The organism is Methanomicrobiales archaeon HGW-Methanomicrobiales-1 (genome assembly GCA_002839675.1).
Classification (GTDB): domain Archaea; phylum Halobacteriota; class Methanomicrobia; order Methanomicrobiales; family Methanospirillaceae; genus Methanoregula.
In genome coordinates this window covers 272,354-288,572 of sequence record PGYM01000001.1, presented here as the reverse complement: position 1 = coordinate 288,572, position 16,219 = coordinate 272,354, and the positions used below count along the sequence as shown (strand labels likewise).

General features: G+C 53.2%; 16 protein-coding genes and 2 tRNA genes. 11 read left to right on the top strand and 7 right to left on the bottom strand.

Translation table 11 applies throughout. The features are described 5' to 3' along the window. The first annotated feature begins 73 nt into the window (after positions 1-73). From CVV30_01445 to CVV30_01430, 4 genes are all read left to right on the top strand, one after another. A tRNA-Gly gene (locus CVV30_01445) sits at positions 74-144 on the top strand. Positions 145-153: 9 nt separating this feature from the next. Then, positions 154-837: a hypothetical protein gene (locus CVV30_01440; protein PKL70062.1), complete on the top strand. Its 684-nt coding sequence runs from the start codon at positions 154-156 to the stop codon at positions 835-837. 1 nt (position 838) lies between these two features. Continuing rightward, a complete protein-coding gene (locus tag CVV30_01435; protein PKL70061.1) occupies positions 839-1,411 on the top strand; it encodes a threonylcarbamoyl-AMP synthase in 573 nt (190 codons plus the stop codon). A 10-nt stretch (positions 1,412-1,421) separates the two neighbouring features. Then, a complete protein-coding gene (locus tag CVV30_01430) occupies positions 1,422-2,348 on the top strand; it encodes a DNA polymerase subunit beta (GenBank protein ID PKL70060.1) in 927 nt (308 codons plus the stop codon). A gap of 339 nt (positions 2,349-2,687) precedes the next feature. Here the strand turns inward: CVV30_01430 and CVV30_01425 are convergent, their stop codons facing one another. Further along, positions 2,688-3,047 (bottom strand): hypothetical protein, encoded by a 360-nt coding sequence (locus tag CVV30_01425; GenBank protein ID PKL70059.1) that lies wholly within the window; start codon positions 3,045-3,047, stop codon positions 2,688-2,690. Between the two features lie 870 nt (positions 3,048-3,917). On the opposite strand from CVV30_01425, the gene CVV30_01420 reads away from it, so the two are divergent. The 3 genes from CVV30_01420 to CVV30_01410 are packed head-to-tail and all read left to right on the top strand — an operon-like array spanning position 3,918 to position 5,619. Beyond that, positions 3,918-4,679, top strand: coding sequence for a hypothetical protein (locus tag CVV30_01420; protein PKL70058.1), 762 nt, complete (start codon positions 3,918-3,920; stop codon positions 4,677-4,679). Between the two features lie 20 nt (positions 4,680-4,699). Then, positions 4,700-5,251, top strand: a complete 552-nt coding sequence (locus CVV30_01415; GenBank protein PKL70057.1) for a hypothetical protein — start codon at positions 4,700-4,702, stop codon at positions 5,249-5,251. Further along, complete coding sequence (locus CVV30_01410) at positions 5,248-5,619, top strand: hypothetical protein (protein ID PKL70056.1); 372 nt, start codon at positions 5,248-5,250, stop codon at positions 5,617-5,619. The genes CVV30_01415 and CVV30_01410 overlap by 4 nt, the downstream gene beginning before the upstream one ends. Positions 5,620-5,712: 93 nt before the next feature. Here the strand turns inward: CVV30_01410 and sixA are convergent, their stop codons facing one another. Both sixA and CVV30_01400 read right to left on the bottom strand, forming a co-directional pair. Then, positions 5,713-6,273: a phosphohistidine phosphatase SixA gene (sixA, locus tag CVV30_01405; GenBank protein PKL70055.1), complete on the bottom strand. Its 561-nt coding sequence runs from the start codon at positions 6,271-6,273 to the stop codon at positions 5,713-5,715. Positions 6,274-6,304: 31 nt separating this feature from the next. Then, entirely contained in the window at positions 6,305-6,982 is a 678-nt protein-coding gene (locus tag CVV30_01400) for a recombinase RecB (protein PKL70054.1), read from the bottom strand. A 149-nt stretch (positions 6,983-7,131) separates the two neighbouring features. On the opposite strand from CVV30_01400, the gene CVV30_01395 reads away from it, so the two are divergent. From CVV30_01395 to CVV30_01385, 3 genes are all read left to right on the top strand, one after another. Continuing rightward, positions 7,132-7,425 (top strand): DUF3467 domain-containing protein, encoded by a 294-nt coding sequence (locus CVV30_01395; protein ID PKL70053.1) that lies wholly within the window; start codon positions 7,132-7,134, stop codon positions 7,423-7,425. A 58-nt stretch (positions 7,426-7,483) separates the two neighbouring features. Then, positions 7,484-7,555: transfer RNA gene (locus CVV30_01390), tRNA-Thr, on the top strand. Between the two features lie 140 nt (positions 7,556-7,695). Then, the gene (locus CVV30_01385; protein ID PKL70052.1) at positions 7,696-9,741 is read left to right on the top strand and encodes a hypothetical protein; all 2,046 of its coding nucleotides are present in this window, start codon (positions 7,696-7,698) and stop codon (positions 9,739-9,741) included. Positions 9,742-10,000: 259 nt separating this feature from the next. On the opposite strand, the gene CVV30_01380 is transcribed toward CVV30_01385, so the two are convergent. Then, positions 10,001-11,050 (bottom strand): hypothetical protein, encoded by a 1,050-nt coding sequence (locus CVV30_01380; protein ID PKL70051.1) that lies wholly within the window; start codon positions 11,048-11,050, stop codon positions 10,001-10,003. A gap of 184 nt (positions 11,051-11,234) precedes the next feature. Between CVV30_01380 and CVV30_01375 the strand changes: the two genes are divergently transcribed. Further along, positions 11,235-11,777 (top strand): hypothetical protein, encoded by a 543-nt coding sequence (locus CVV30_01375; GenBank protein ID PKL70050.1) that lies wholly within the window; start codon positions 11,235-11,237, stop codon positions 11,775-11,777. A gap of 124 nt (positions 11,778-11,901) precedes the next feature. Here the strand turns inward: CVV30_01375 and thiE are convergent, their stop codons facing one another. The 3 genes from thiE to CVV30_01360 all read right to left on the bottom strand — a co-directional run bounded on the left by thiE (position 11,902) and on the right by CVV30_01360 (position 16,179). Continuing rightward, on the bottom strand, positions 11,902-12,537 hold the full coding sequence (gene thiE / locus CVV30_01370; protein ID PKL70049.1) for a thiamine phosphate synthase: 636 nt from the start codon (positions 12,535-12,537) through the stop codon (positions 11,902-11,904). A 9-nt stretch (positions 12,538-12,546) separates the two neighbouring features. Continuing rightward, a complete protein-coding gene (locus CVV30_01365; protein ID PKL70048.1) occupies positions 12,547-13,347 on the bottom strand; it encodes a hydroxyethylthiazole kinase in 801 nt (266 codons plus the stop codon). Positions 13,348-13,458: 111 nt separating this feature from the next. Further along, entirely contained in the window at positions 13,459-16,179 is a 2,721-nt protein-coding gene (locus tag CVV30_01360) for a phosphoadenosine phosphosulfate reductase (protein PKL70927.1), read from the bottom strand. Positions 16,180-16,219: the final 40 nt, after the last annotated feature.

The window sequence follows — 16,219 nt, the reverse complement described above, 5'->3', positions numbered from 1 at the left end:
CTGATTCGACAGTCCCAACCGGGATATATTTATTTCCCGATTCGCGCAATATTAGAGAGCAGACTTAAATTTCGCGATAATAGTCTAGCGGTAGGACAGGAGCTTCCCAAGCTTCTAGCCCGGGTTCGATTCCCGGTTATCGCATTGCTTATTATGGAGACCGAACCCGAACGCCTGGCCATGCGGATCATTGCGGAGAACCGCAGGGGAGTCCTGCGCGACATCGCCACCGTGGTTGCCGCCCATGATGCGAACATCGTGATGATCAGCCAGGAAGTGTTCGAATCCGGACCCAATACGGGTATGGCTGAACTCTATTTTGAATATGATTCCGCTGATGCCGATGACCATGAACGGCTCCTTGAGGATCTCAATGCCATTGATTCTGTTCGGGATGTGAAAGCCTACAAGCCTTTCGGGCATATTTTCGGCACCCGTGTGATCATTATCGGGGGAGGTGCCCAGGTGGCCCAGGTGGCAATGGGTGCCGTGAACGAAGCCGACCGGCATAATATCCGGGGCGAGCGAATATCGGTAGACACGATCCCGCTGGTTGGGGAACGGACCCTTGCTCTCGCAGTGGATGCGGTTGCCCGCCTGCCCCGTGCCGCGATTCTCGTACTTGCCGGTTCGATCATGGGCGGCGACATCACAAAAGCAGTGGACCGGGTCCGGGAGGCAGGGATCCCGGTCATTGCGCTCAAGATGGTGGGAACCGTGCCGGAACATGCGGATCTCGTAGTCACCGATCCGATCCAGGCGGGCGTTTTTGCCGTGATGCACGTCAGCAGTAAAGCGGTTTTCGATATCTACCGGGTAAAGGGCCGGGAGTTCTGACATGGATCTCATAGAAAAAGCAGTGTCCATCCTGATGCGTGACGGTATTGTTGTCTACCCGACCGAGACCGTGTACGGGCTCGGGGTCGATGCCTTCTCGGATGAAGCGATTATGAAGGTATACGAGGCCAAACACCGCCCGCTGGGAATGCCCATCTCCATCGCGGTCTCGGACTTCGATATGCTTGCTGCCGTGGCTCATGTTGAGCCGTGGATGGAGACCTTCATCCAGACGTTCCTCCCCGGGCCGGTCACGGTTGTGCTGGAATCACGGAACTGCGTTCCCGATGTCCTGACCGGTGGAACGGGAATGATCGGCATCCGCCTCCCCGCCCATCCGCTCGCCCAGCAGCTGATCGAGCGGTTCGATTCCCCCATCACCGCAACGAGTGCCAACCTCCACGGGGCAAAAGACCCCCAGATCCCGGATGAGTGCACGGTGCGCCATGATTTCCTGCTCGATGGCGGCAGGCTGCCCGGAACTCCCAGCACCGTGGTAGATCTTCCGACACGCACGATCCTTCGCGCTGGCGCACAGGTTGACAACATCGCAAAATTCCTTGTAAACCTGTGAGACTGCCCGCATGACAAAGCCCGTCCGGTTACGCGATTTTATTGAAGACAAGGATGGCTGGATCTATGCAGTCTCCACGTATGACAATGCCGATAAGATCGGCTGCGTGCTCCGGTATGTGCCCGATGCGGATGGCGAGCGCCTGCACGCTTCCGGCACCCGGTATAAAAAATACGATTTTGAAGACGCCTATGCGTTCATTGCTAAACACAAACCGCAGTATGCCGATCTTCTCCAGCGCATTCCCTACGGCGATGTGAAACGGGTCTGGAAGCCGGACGAAGAACTGCCACAGATTGCCCGCAGGCACCCAAGAGTGCAGAAACTTGTCGACCTCTTCGGGCTTCCGAACGGCACGGTCGGGTGTACCGGTTCGCTGCTCTGCGGGCTGGAGAACGAAGCCTCCGATATCGATATGGTGGTGTACGGGCAGCACTGGTTTACTGCGCAGGCGCTCGTCCGCCAGGGAATCCTTGACGGGAAAGTCGAAGGGCTCTCGGAAGATATGTGGAAGAAGGTGTACGAGAAACGCAAGCCGGAGATTCCCTACGACCAGTTTGTCCTCCACGAGAAGCGGAAGTGGAACCGGGGCCAGATTGAAGGCACGTATTTCGATATTCTCTTCACCCGTTCGTACGATGAATTGAACCGGGTCCATCTCGGCAAAGGCACCGTGATCGGCAAGCAGACAATCGAAGCCAAAGTGACCGATGCCTCCCTCTCGTTTGACAACCCGGCTATCTATGAAGTAGAGCACGAATCAGTGAACCGGGTGCTCTCGTTTACCCATACCTACAGCGGGCAGGCACTCGCGGGCGAGACCATAGAAGCCTGTGGTGTCCTGGAGCAGCACGGCAACGAGCGCTGGCTGGTGGTCGGGACAACCCGCGAGGCCCGGGGCGAGTATATTATTTCTAAGACGCTGCTTGGGCAGTGATTTTATTTTACAGTAATCCGGGTCCGGTGAAACGGAAACAAACGAAATTAATTCACCTTGTCACGGTAAAAACAGTAAAATTTCGAAATTAACGAGGCTCCCCCGCCTCAGGGCCTCTCCGAGGCACGGCGGGGCAATGAGGGTTTTTCTCATTCATTTGCCAGCTTTTTTCCCGTCATTGATCCGCCGCGGGGCGCCCTTCGGGGCGGCGGAGTTTATCCTATCCGGGGGTATGGGGGTCTCAACCCCCATCAAATCCAATCATAGGTTTTTTGGGAAAATTCCGATTCGGTTATCCTATAATTGCTGAAAATTCCCGCAGACCCACCAGACACTATATCACGCTTCAACCGCATCCTGCCGCAATGACCCATGCGGATGTTCCTGCCCCGGCCCATGCCAGACCTCCACCCGGCCCTCGTACTGGTCCGGGAAATATTCTGAGGAAGGAACAAACCGGAATTTCTTCAGGATGTGCTGCATGATGGGCCGGGGCATGACGACACTGACATCATACCCTTCCGCCAGCCACTGCCGGATCAGGTTCTGGGTATTGCCCTCGTTCTTCTCCCGCGATATAACATAATGGAGGCAGAGCCGGTTCTCCTCCTTAAGTTCCAGCCACCCGGAGAAGAGGTGTTCGGTAAATCCCAGTGCGTCGCCTTCGGGGGTTCCGGTCTCGATTCGTTGTGATGTCATGGGTAACACTTCCTTTCGTTTGCGATCCAGAACATTCCCAAAAAAAGCATAAAAGGCGGGGGCATGCGGATGGCGAAAGTGATGGTCTGCGTCCCACAACACCCCATTGTGACAGGTTTTTGCAGGACCGTAACTCACCCACGGACAACCACCCGACCGAAACAGCAGGGGGGGTGGTACCCCCTCTCTGTTTCCTGAGGGGGGGAGGGGGAGGTACCCTGTCTTAGACAAGAGGGGGGGTAGGGTACGCTGTATACCCCCGCTCATTTTTTGGAGAGGGGGAGGGGGTCCCCCCCACTCATGGGCAAGAGAGGGGGTATCCCACCCTTATGACCCCCCCTCACAAAAACCCCTCTCCGGCGTGACTCCATGCGAAGCCGTGCCAGCGTACCTGCGCCCGGAGGGGGGGAGGTACCCTGTCTTTCGTACGACAGGGGGGGAGGGGGTCCCCCCCTCACTTTTTGGAGAGGGGGTGGGTATACCCCCCCTCGTTTTTTGGACAGGGGGGTAGGGTACCCCCTCTCGTACTTTTGAGTGGGGGGTACCCCCCTCCGGGTGCTGGCTGAGGGGAAGGGTCCTGCGTCGTGACTCCAGCGGAAACCGTGGCCGGGTATGTGTAGCAAAGGGGGGGGGGTGGTACCCTGTCTTGCGCAGGAGGGGGGGTAGGTGGGGCTGTATACCCCCCCTCGGGTTTTGGAGAGGGGGTATCCCTCCAGACACTTTGGGGAGGGGACGTTATAATAAATGATTTCTATGGCAATTTCGATAAAAAATTGGCAATTAATCAAATAATTAATTTTTTTTATTCCCTTTTCAGAAGGACTATATAGGTTAATACTTCATCAACAATATAGAAAATATGGTGAAACAATGATAGATGGTAAATTGCCGAAAGCTCCGTTGGTAGAGGCAATTTTTGAAATGAAATGGAAGCTTGATCAGCCTTCACCGGGTGTGAAAATCGATCCAAATTATAAATTATTAATTGGTAGACTCTACGATAAATTGTGTGAACGCGAGTATCCATTCCATGAGTCTCTTCCTCAAGCAACAATGCCTGATGAGATGGCAGCCTATATTATTCAACACAGATTCCGAAAAAAAGAGGGAGGATGGCCGTTAATTCAAATGGGTCCTGGGATTATTACTTTAAATGACACTGAAAACTATGATTGGCCAGATTATCAGAAAAGATTGTGTGATTTGATAAATAGCTATTTCTCATTGTATCCATCCTCAAAAGAAATACAAGTTAGTGGACTAACATTAAGGTATATAGATGCGATCGATTATGACTTCAATGAAAATATTCTCGTTTTCCTAAAAGAAAAAATGGCTATAAATTTTTCAATGCCTGAATCTTTGTTTAATGATACGAATGTTAATAATATCCCCTTGGGAATTGATTTCCGAGTTTCTTATCCATTTACGCAAGGTGTTGCGACAGTTCGAATAGTCCGGGGTAAAAGACAAAACAAGGATGCAATTATAACAGAAACAGTTATTAGTTCGAAAAAAGACGCAGTTCCACAGAGTCCCGAAGAAATTATTCAATGGATTGATACATCCCATAAATTGACTCACACGTGGTTTGACAGAATATTCAAAGAATTAATGGAGAGATTTAATTGAATTGTTATTCTTCGAATTCAATGATACGAACATCCCCCACAATAATAAGTCATCAATACACCAAAGCGTATAGCTTAAATTTTGATGAGGACGCATTTTCAATAGACACGTATGATTTTACAAAAAGGACTTATGAGTCAATAGTCAAAATCATCGAAGCGATTTTATCTCATTTCGAAACAGATTATTCCACTACTCTCGAATATGAATATATTTCACCTACACAATCATCGCTATATTCACTTGATTTTTTGTCCCACATTTATATTCCTAATATTGATGAAATTAGTGGATTCATTTTAGATCATGAAGATATTCTGCCGGTTATTCTTAATGGATGCAAACTCGCGACAGAGATTTTTGATAAAGATACAGAACTATCTTTAGAAGTATCTAAAGATCTAGAAAGTGGATTTCAATTTCTCGTTTTAAATGTGAGGAAAAAACAATATCCTCACGATATAATGGAGACTATTGATGGTTTGTGTGACACATTTTGGAATGATGTCATTGGAAAATCGGCATATTTCATAATCTCTACTGATTTTCAACCCCCAGTGGAAATGAAATGACATTCAATTGGAACGATTATCTTCAACTAGCTCAGTGCGTTTATCGTTATGGGAAATCTCATGACGAATTGAAAGAAGCAGCTTTTAGATGCGCAATTAGTAGATCGTATTATGCATCACACTGCTTCTTAAGAAATTATGCAATTTCAAAAGGCGCTAAAATTTCTGAGGATGGTGCTGCGCATCAAGAAGTGATTGATTTTTTTGCGAAAAGTAAAGATCCCAAAAGGAGTAAAATAGGGCAGCATTTAATTCATCTGATTCAATGGCGAACAAATTCAGATTACAGGGAGCATTATACAATAACGGAATTTAACGCTCAGATTTGCCTATCCAAATCAAATGAAATAGTCAAGTTAATCCAGTAATCAAAATGTGACTGGGCCTGTTTCAATTCAAACTTATTTTTAGAGACCAATCAACCTCATTCTTCAATATATCGATATCACTTCAATGAACAGCTATTTCATACTCAGTATCTGCCGCACAGTAAGCAGCCACTGCAACTCCCCGCTCACCGGGTCAAGCCGGGCATTCCGGATCTTTGCCAGCCCGCCTTTGCCAAAAGCGATGGCAGCATCATGTCCCGCCGTGATCATGTAACCGGTGAACTCACCTAACAGCGGCTCATGCCCCACAATGAGCAGCGACTCCTCCTCAGGTCGGCCCGATATGCGGGATTCCAGCGCCTCGATGCTCGATCCAGGCGTCAGCTCCTCCCACTGCATTAGAATCCCCCGCTTGCCGAGTGCTTTTGCTACGATCTGGGCGGTTTCCATTGCCCGCACGTACGGGCTCGTGGCTATGCAGCCGAACACGACATCGCGGGATGCGAGGAACTCGGCAACCCCGAGAATCTCGGTGCGCCCCTGCCCGGTCAGCGCCCGCCCGGTATCGCCTTCGATAGACGGGGCACGCTTCTCTGCCCGGCCGTGCCTCAGAATATAGATATCCACGTTTGGTGAGATGGAAGTGGGAATAGAAAAAGGTTCGTGTGCCGGCTGCCAGTTGCCAGTTACCAGTTACCAGTTGCCGGCTGCCTGCAACCTGTGCTTACAACAGCTCGGACAAGCGCCTGCCTACACTGCTCTCGCACCGCTCATTGTACTTGCACCGGTTGCAGGGAGCGTTCAACGGGTGCTGGGGCATCTCGCCGTCCTTTATCGCTTTGATCTTATGGATCGTCGCGATCACCTGCCGGCGGTCCCGGGGCTGGACCTCGTGGAAGCGGGAAACACCGTCCGGGATATATTCCACGTTCCCGCCTTTTACTTCCTCACCGGTCATCTCCTCCAGACAGAACGCGATACAGGCAATCCGGATGCGGTCGGCAGAATAGGTGCCAAACGGCATGGCTCCTGCCGCCCGGACGATCGAGAACGTGCCATCGGCGGCGATGCGGTCGATCATGCCGACAATCCCATGCTTGTCCGAGACCGCCTTCACATCGGTCTGGACCGCGGGTTTCCATTCGCTTTTGTTGCAGGCCGTGATGCAGAGTTCCAGGAACTCCTTCATGGACGGATCGAGTGTTGGGGAGACCGAAAGGATCTCCTGCCAGATCACGTCCACCTCTAGGGGGGTTCCGAGATGGTACGAGAGCTGCTTGCAGACCGCGTACCGGTCGGATTCGGAGAAAGGCTCGCCCTGTTCGTAATAAAACCGGACCGGACACGCGTGCACCCGCACCAGATCCGAGACCGTCACATGTTCCTTTAGCCCTGTCAGGATAGTTCCTCTTCTCTAAACGTGGGAAACCGGGAGGAATAACCTTTCTGGAATTAGTTTTCACCCTCCCCAGGCACCGTTTTCGGATATATCCCGGCACATCCTGGACCAGAACCAATGTTTGATAGCAGTAGAAGGCAAACCTGATCAGCATGACAGGACAGGAAATATCAGTCAATATCCCGCAGACACTCGATCCGGTGTACAGCAACATGATCCAGATCGCGTACAAGGAAGACGAGTTCACGTTCCTCTTCCTCCACCAGTTGCCGCAGGTAAACCAGGCCCGGGCAAAGGCCATCGTCTCGATCACGCCCACCCACGCCAAGAACCTGCTCGCGGTGCTGACCAAGACCATGGCCGATTACGAAGGAAAGTTCGGCACCATTGCTCCCAAGGAGCCGCAGGGCCCCCAGAGCGTCACCACCCTGAGTGGGTATTCCTAAAACCATTCCATCAAACACATCTTTTATTAGCGTAACGGTCGACATTATGAGATATTGCGCCGCCGTGGCTTAGCGGTATAGCGGCTGATTCGTAATCAGCAGGTCGAGGGTTCAAGTCCCTCCGGCGGCTTTGTAACATTTTTTTCTTTTTTAATTGATAATTTCAGGTTGTTTTGCACTTCGTGCGGGAAAGGTAAATCCCACCAGGCTGTTTTTCCGGCATAATGTCGAATCTGATATATTTATCAGACTATTCAGCAATTCGATATAATGGACTCAATGATCATCCAGGATTCCGTCACCCTGTTTGAGATTCTCTGCGTGATCATTGTCTTTGCATTCATTTTTCTGAGAAGCCGGTTTTTCCCGGAGGTTTACAAGAAACGGCCAGCATGGACCACCCAGGTAATCCTCATCGTCTTTTTCGGGATACTGTCGATCTTCGGGACCCTGAGTGGGCTCTCGATAGATGGCGCGGTGATAAATATCCGGGATCTCGGCCCTATGGCAGCAGGCCTGGTCTGTGGGCCGTATGTCGGGATAGGTTCAGGAATTATCGGGGGGCTGTTCTGGTTTTACCAGGGCGGGCCGTACATGTGGACCGGGTCATTCGCTCCCATCCTCTCGGGAATTCTTGGCAGCGTCATGTATCTTGCCAACCGGCGCCGGTTCGTCCCGGTCTGGGTTGCCGTTCTGCTCATCGGGCTTTCCGAGACCCTGATCTCCTGCTGCACGCTCGTTCTCGTAACAAAACCATCGGAATTCCTTGCGGTTCTTACGATGGTCGCACTCCCCATGATTGCCTTCAATGTCCTTGGCATGTTTATTTTTGCCTCACTCGTCCACCATGTCCTTCTCGAACAGGAAGCCCACAAGAAGATGCTGGCACTGGAAAGCGAAGTGGAATCAAAACGAAATCTCCATGCCGTCATCAATACGATCGCCTACCCGGTCTACGTCCTTGACCTGGATCACCGGTTCATTCTCGTCAACGACAGCCTGTGCCGTTTCATGGGTCACTCGCAGGAAGAGATTCTCGGCAGGACACCCCGTGATTTCTTTGGCGAAACAGATTCTGCGTTCCACCGGGACATGGTCGACAGTTCCCTGCGCGAGACCACGCATGAGAAGGAAGTGACCATAACCCTGCCTGACCGGAAGGTAGACACCCTCATCACGACTTCGACCCTGCACGCCGATACATCCGGCCAGGTGTTTATGGTCGGGGTCATCCAGGATATCACGGAGCGCAGGAAAATGCAGGTGGCACTTGCCGAGAACGAGGCATGGTACCGGAACCTCTTTGAGAACACCGGTGCCGCTTCCATCATCATCAACGATGACGGCACTATAAATCAGGCAAACTCCGAGTTCGCGCGGCTGACCGGGTACTCCCGCGAGGAGATCGAGGGTAAGATGAGCTGGACACTGTTTGCGCACCCGGATGATCTCGAACGGATAAAAAAATACCATCAGGAACGGCGGATCGATCCGACATCGGTACCCGGTTTTTACACCGTAAGGATACACGACCGAAGCGGAGAAATAAAAACCCTGCACTCCGTGGTCGCCATGATCCCCGGGACGAAGAAATCGATCGCTTCCTATGTGGATATCAGCGATCAGAAGAAGACCGAAGATGCCCTGACGCAGGTGAACCGGAAACTCAATCTTCTCTCTTCCATCACCCGCCACGATATCCTCAACCAGATCCTGGTACTCAAAGGCTACCTTTCACTCATTAGAGCAAAGACCGATAACACGGATCTCCTGGATTACATCAACCGGAGCGAAAAGGCCACCCGGAATATCGATCACCAGATCATCTTTACCCGCGACTACCAGGATATGGGGGTGAAAGCGCCGATATGGCAGAATGTCAGGCACACCATCCTGGGCGCCAAAGGAGCACTTGCTCTCCGCAACGTAACGGTCGAGGTGGACCAGCCGGAACTGGAGATATTTGCCGATCCCCTCTTTGTAAAAGTTTTTTACAACCTGATCGACAACTCGCTCAAATACGGCGGGGAAGGATTGCAGACCATCCGGATCTCATCGCAGGAAATGAATGATTCGTGGGTCATCACCTACCAGGATGACGGGACAGGGATCGCAGAAGCGGACCATGCCCACCTTTTCGAACAGGGATTTGGCAAGCATTCCGGCTTCGGGCTCTTCCTCTCCCGCGAGATCCTCTCGATCACCGGCATCTCCATTGAGGAGACCGGAACCCCGGGCAATGGAGTGCGGTTCATCATCCGGGTTCCCCGCGGGATGTACCGGTTCGGGAACGGCAGGATACAACAGGATCAATAAACCGGTTATCGCCGGAATAAAACCCCAAAAAGTCCGGCGGCAGGGATCCCCCGGACCGGGGCGATGTTCAGAAAAAAGCCGATGGCAGGCAGGAACGCGTTCGAGTACCGGCATCTCATTTTCGAATGCGATCCTGAATGCGCCAAAAAAAGAACTGCCCGGAGCGGGAGAAAGACTGCTCTTCCCACGCACCGGAATTCCTGTTGGACTGGACGGACCGGGAGGCTTGAATGTTTATCCGGGATCCCATCTGCCCGGATCAGGCTTCATCCGGTGATATCTTGCGTTCCGACATGTCCCGCACCGTGCTCATGACCGCAGACATGCCGAAATACTCGGTCACCCGGCTGCTGATCTCGACGGGGATTGTTGTCCCGTCCTTTTTCTTCTGCACGGTCTCGAACAGCATATGCCCGCGGGACTGGAACATCTGGATTGTTGCCGGGGTCAGCAGTTTCTCCGGATGGGTATCGAGATCATGGAGGCGCTTTTTCATGAACTCCTTTTTTGTGTAGCCTAAGAGGCGTGAAGCAATGGTGTTGGTCTCATAGATCCGGCCATCCGTGTCATGGAGGAAGATTGCATCGCTCGCCCCGTCAAAGAGGGTCCGGTAACGGATCTCTGATTCAATGAGCTCGTCTTTTATCCGCTTGCTTTCCGTGATATCGACAACAGAACAGATGACCAGATCGTCCCGGGTCATGGAGGCCGTTGCCAGCACCCAGATGACTGCCCGGTCTTTTTTACGGAGCGCGATCTCCGTATCATAAATTTTTTTATCCTGCTGTATCTTCCGGGTGAACTTTGTTTCCTGGGCACTGTCGAACCATAATGCTGAAAAGAAATGATCCTTTAACTCTGCAGGAGAATAACCAAAGATATCTGCCGCCTGCTGGTTGATGGTCAGGATCTTCTGGTTTTCCAGCTCGAACGTAAATATCCCAGCCTGGGAATTCTCAAAGATCTCCCGGTATGTTCTCTCCGTTAAGAGCTGACCGGAAAATGCTGATATGACAACACCGATGGATACAAAAATGTAAAAAAATGCAATGCTTGCCGCATAGAGCTGGATATCCACCGGGCCGTACAGGTAGACGACGCCTAAGAATATCCAGCCAAGAACTACCGTGAAATATACCGCATAGCGGGGATAGACGTAGGCGAGGATAAGGATGGGCAGGATATAGAAATACGGGAAAATTGCAAAATACCCGTTTTTTATGGAGAAGATTGAGATGAGGATGACCAGGATAGTGATGAGCAGGGTAACCGAAAGCCACAGGGTTTTTTGCGGGGATATTGTCTTCATGGGCACTTCATCTCAGGTATGCTGATTTAACGTTGAACTATGCCTGCCTGATTTATTATATCTTATTGTCCGGCCCGGTCTTTTTAAGGAAAGGGGTGTTTATGGATCCTATCGCTCTGGTTAAAGGCAATGTGGTAGCGCCGGATAACGGGACTTTTAATAGAAACCAGTGCCACTGTACGCTGTGATTAAGAACGATACTGTTCAGCATGTCCGGAAACGGGACCTGGCAAAAACAGCGCTCTACCTCCTGCTCGGGATCGTCATCATCCCGGTAATCATCGGGATGTTTTTCCGGATCTCCCTGTGGAACATGCTCGGTCTCGTGGGATCGGTCCTCATTCTCCAGCCTATGGCAGTCGTTGTTGGGGTGGGGCTCGGCATTCCCCCGGTACCGATCATGCTCATCATGCTGTCATTCGGGATTTCAGCGATCTTCGGCCTGTTCACCATCTGCGATACCTTTGCCGAGCGATCCGCGTGGCTCCGCGAACACCTCGATTCCGTCCAGGCAATTGCCCAAAAATCCTCTTTGTTCCAGAAGTATGGAATTTATACCCTGATCCCGTTCATCTGGATTCCCGGTGTAGGACTGTACGGGTGCGTACTTCTTGCCTGGCTTTTCAAGTGGCGGGGGGTAAAAGGCATTGGTGTGATTATGGCAGGCTGGATCCTTTCCGCACTGCTCGTCCTGGTGGCATCGATAGAAATTATGAGCAAAATTTAACGGGAAAACCCCTTATTGCGGAACCCGGACAATAGAATAAAACAGTAATACCGTCGCGGGGTCGGGCCATCTGTGGCATCCGGCACTATACCCCGCATACGCTTTTCTGATCGCCAGCCACCCATTATCGCCGTGCTGCTTTGCTCTGCAGGACCAGGTTTTTGAGATCCCGTGCAGCAGCAGTAATATCCGGTGCCCCGGCAACGGCAGATATGACCGCAACACCATCGGCACCCGCAGCGATAACGGCAGGAATGTTTTCCCGGTTTATTCCGCCAATGGCAATAACCGGTACCGCCACAGTCTGCCGGATGGCCCGCAGCATTGCAAGCCCGTGCCCGGGCCCGGCATCCGGTTTGGATCCGGTGGAAAACGTTGGGCTGAGCGCAACATAATCCGCTCCTTCCTCAACCGCCCGACAGGCCTCTTCAACCGTACTGACCGACACCCCGATAATAAAACCGGAGGGGGCGTGCTGCCGGGCAACTGCGGTACCTAAATCCCCCTGCCCGAGATGCACGCCATCCGCTTCGCAGGCCAGTGCCACGTCAAGACAGTCGTTCACGATGAACAGCGTTGAACTCCTGCGGGTGATTTCACGGATATCACGCCCGATCCGCTCCAGTTTGCTGCCGGCACAGGATTTGTCCCGGAGCTGGATGGCATCGGCTCCCCCGGCAATTGCCAGCCGGGCTATCTCGGCATGGGTTCTTCCCTTGCCGATAATCTCATCGGTGATCACGTACAGGTCGAAGTTCATAGGGAGGTTTCAAACGGATCGGATCTTTGCTGCGGACTTGAGATCTGCGGGTTGTAATCCTGAAAGTTCATCGAAGAGGGCTACCTTGAACGAGTACGGGCCCCGGGCCACGGCAGCAGCCCGTTCCCCGGCAACACCAAATGCAGAGAGTGCGGCTGCCGCTGCTAATACGGGATCCTCAGATTCCGCGGCAAATGCGCCGGTCACCGATGCCGCCATACAACCCGTACCCGATATCCCGCCCATCATTGGGTGACCATTCTCTACGAGCAGGACGCGTTTGCCATCGGTGACAATGTCCGTGGCACCGCTGACAACCACGGTAAGACCGGCGCAGGCAGCATAGGCTTTTGCTATCGCTATGGGATCCCCGGTAAGTCCGGCAGAGTCCACGCCCCGCACTTTGGCATCTGCTCCGGCAAGCACCCCGATTTCGCCGGCATTTCCCTTGAGAATCGTGATCTCCAGTTCGTCCAGCAGGCGCCGGGCCGTATCCGTCCGGAACTTCGTTGCCCCTGCCCCGACCGGATCGAGAATGATGGGGATCTTCCGCTCATTTGCCATACGGCCGGCTGCGATCATGGACTCTACCTGAACCTTGTTGAGCGTCCCGATGTTGAGTACGAGTGCATTGACAATGCCGGTCATCTCTGCTACTTCTTCGATCGCATCAGCCATGATTGGTGCACCGCCGGCACAGATCGTGATATTGGCGCAGTCATTGACCGTGACGTAATTGGTGATATGGTGGACGAGCGGGTGGTTCTTCCGCACGCGGGCAAACAGGTCGGATAGTTGAACGGGTGTCATTATTATTCTCCAGTATCGGGTTTGTATTCCGGATGAACTCGTACACAACTATTTGCAGCAGGACTATTAAACCGTGCCAGCGCCGGGTGTAAAACGAAAAAAAGGGGAGGGTTATCGCGTGAGTTCTTCTAACGTGGCAACGAGCATATCGATCTCTTCTGCCGTGTTATACAGCGCAAGGCTTGCCCGGACCGTCCCGTCGGGAAGGCCGAGCGACTCCATCAGCGGCTGGCAGCAGTGATGGCCGGAACGCACCAGGATATCTGCCGCTTCATCCAGCTGCTGGGCAACCTCGTGCGGGTGGAAACCTTCCACCGTAAACGAGACTACACCAATGCGTGCTTCAGGACGCTGCGGGGCATAGACCCGGATCTTCCTGTTCCGGGAAAGTCCGTTGATCAGCCGCGTGGTAATCTGCTCTTCGTGTTGCCGGATCTTTTCCATGCCGATCATTTCAAGATACCCGGCTGCAACACCGAGCCCGATGCCGCCGGCAATGTTGGGGGTGCCGGCTTCGTATTTCTGGTATCCTTCAGCAGTGGTAAAACCGGTGCCGGTGACCGTTTCAACCATCCCGCCGCCGAGAATGAAAGGTTCGATATCCGGCTCTTTCATCCAGAGGACACCGGTGCCGGTCGGTCCGCACATCTTGTGGCCGGAGAAGGCAAAATAATCGCAGCCGATATTTGCAACATCCACCGGCATATGGGGAACCGACTGGGCCCCGTCCACAAGCAACTTTACCCCGTGATCGTGGCATATTTTCGCAATCTCTTTGACGGGCGTGATGACTCCGAGCACATTGGAGGCTTGGGTAACGGCAACAAGGCGGGTTGCCGGGGTGATGATCTTCTCCAGCGCATCGAGATCAAGCGAGTAATCGGCCCCGAGACCAACTATATCGGTTTCAACACCCCGGGCTTTCAGCGCCCGCCACGGGAGCAGGTTGGAGTGGTGCTCAAGCAGGGTGGTGACAACACGATCCCCGGGTGTCCAGGAAAGACCCTGGGCAACCATGTTGATTGATTCCGTGGTGTTCTTGGTAAACACGCAGGTGCCGTTCTTCCCGCCGATGAACTCAGCCACCTTCTCATGGGCATGCCAGTAGCGCTGGCTGGCAATCTGGGTGAGCCGGTGCACACCCCGGCCGACATTCGCCCGGTAGTTGTGCTCGAACTCCACCATCGCTTCGATCACCGGTTCGGGTGAGAAACTCGTGGCCCCGTTATCAAAGTAGATGAGATCCCCGAGAATCGGGAAATCCTTCCGGATATCTGCAACGGAAAATCCTTCAATTGCCGGTGTATCGATTGACGGCTCCATTCCTGTACCTTCCCGGGGTTCCTTTTCTTTCATCACTTCTTTTATTCCTTCATTTATTTCCTTTGTCAGAGGGATATTCTTTGATTCCGGCGCTTCTTGAGAAACAACCTTTGCCTGTGGGGGTGCACGGGCCGGGCCGGTCACAAGAGTATAATCCTCATTATAAGGAACCCCTTTGAGTTTGCAGAGTTCCCGCATCTTGGGCGGGAGGGCACGCCACCGCCAGAGGCCCCAGGTGCTGAAAACCTCGGGAAGTCCCTTCTTTGCCGCCCAGCGTTCAAGGAAATTATCCCAGCGTCGGGCATATTCCGGCTGGAGAGTCCGTAATTCCTCGTACTCGCTCTCGAGCATCGCGGGGCAGAGATAACACCCGATGCGTTCAAGTCCCTTGTCATAGAGGGGATTGATTGCGATCTTCTGCCACCAGAGGTAGAGGAAGACTTCGAGCGCCCGCCAGTGCCGGATGGGGGAGATATTGAGCTGGAGCGGGTTGGCCGGGTTCTGGCTGGTCTCGTCAAGCCCCGCCCGGTTCCAGGACTCGTACCAGCGGTTGCCCTGCACGGTAACGCAGGGGCCGACATCCGCAAGGTAGAGCTTGAGCGGGTGAAGTTTCTGGAGTTTGCAGCACCAGCGGTTGTCCTTGCCCGGCGGCCCGGCCTTTTCTGCGGCCTGCCAGAAGTCGCCGGCTCTCCGGATGATCTCAACGCCCTCCGATTCGATGAACGCAATCGTTTCGGGAAATTCCAGGCCGGTATCGATGAAGAACGCTTTGTTCACACCGGCTTTCCGGGCAATATGGAGGATTGCGGTGCTGTCCTTTCCCCCGGAGAACGAGACGTTTGCAGTCGGGCGGTCATTGATGTGCTGCTTGATCGCCCGGATCGCATGGCGTTCAAGATTTTTTAAGTGGAATTTGTTCTTCTCGATTGCCACATCCCAGCCGGGGTTTTTCGGCGTCCGGGGCACGACCGTAATGAGCTCTTTGACCTTGATGGACCCTTCTTTTACCATGCCGGTCCCGAACCGGCTCTTGTACTTGACGATCACAGTCCCGTCAGGCACGGGGATCTTGAGCGCGATCCGTTTGCCGCCAACGCGACCCTGCTCCTGCCGGACATTCGTGTGGGTGTCGAGATCGATGATCCCCTGCGTGGCATGCGGGAGGATGAACTGGAGCGCTTCGGGCGAAAGGTCGAGGCTGAATTTCCGCGACACGGGATCGAACGTGAGCCAGCCGAACCGCTCGCCGTTCATGATTACGAGATCCGCCCGGTCAACCCCCCCGGTCTTGTTCAGGAGAAGAATTTTTGCAAGCGGGACATTGCCGAACCGCTCCTGCACGAGTTTTTTAATGAGTGCTGCATCCGCTGCAAGGGCTGGGCGGACATCGTAGGGCTGGAGCAGTTCGATCTTTTTGCCCTCGGCCCCGCACGCACAGCTCTTTGCCACCAGCGGCACATTGCACTGCTCACACCAGAAGAGGACCTTTTTTGCCGGCGGCTCGTGCATCATACACACTAAATTGCACGGGAGGGGAGATAAGAGAAGC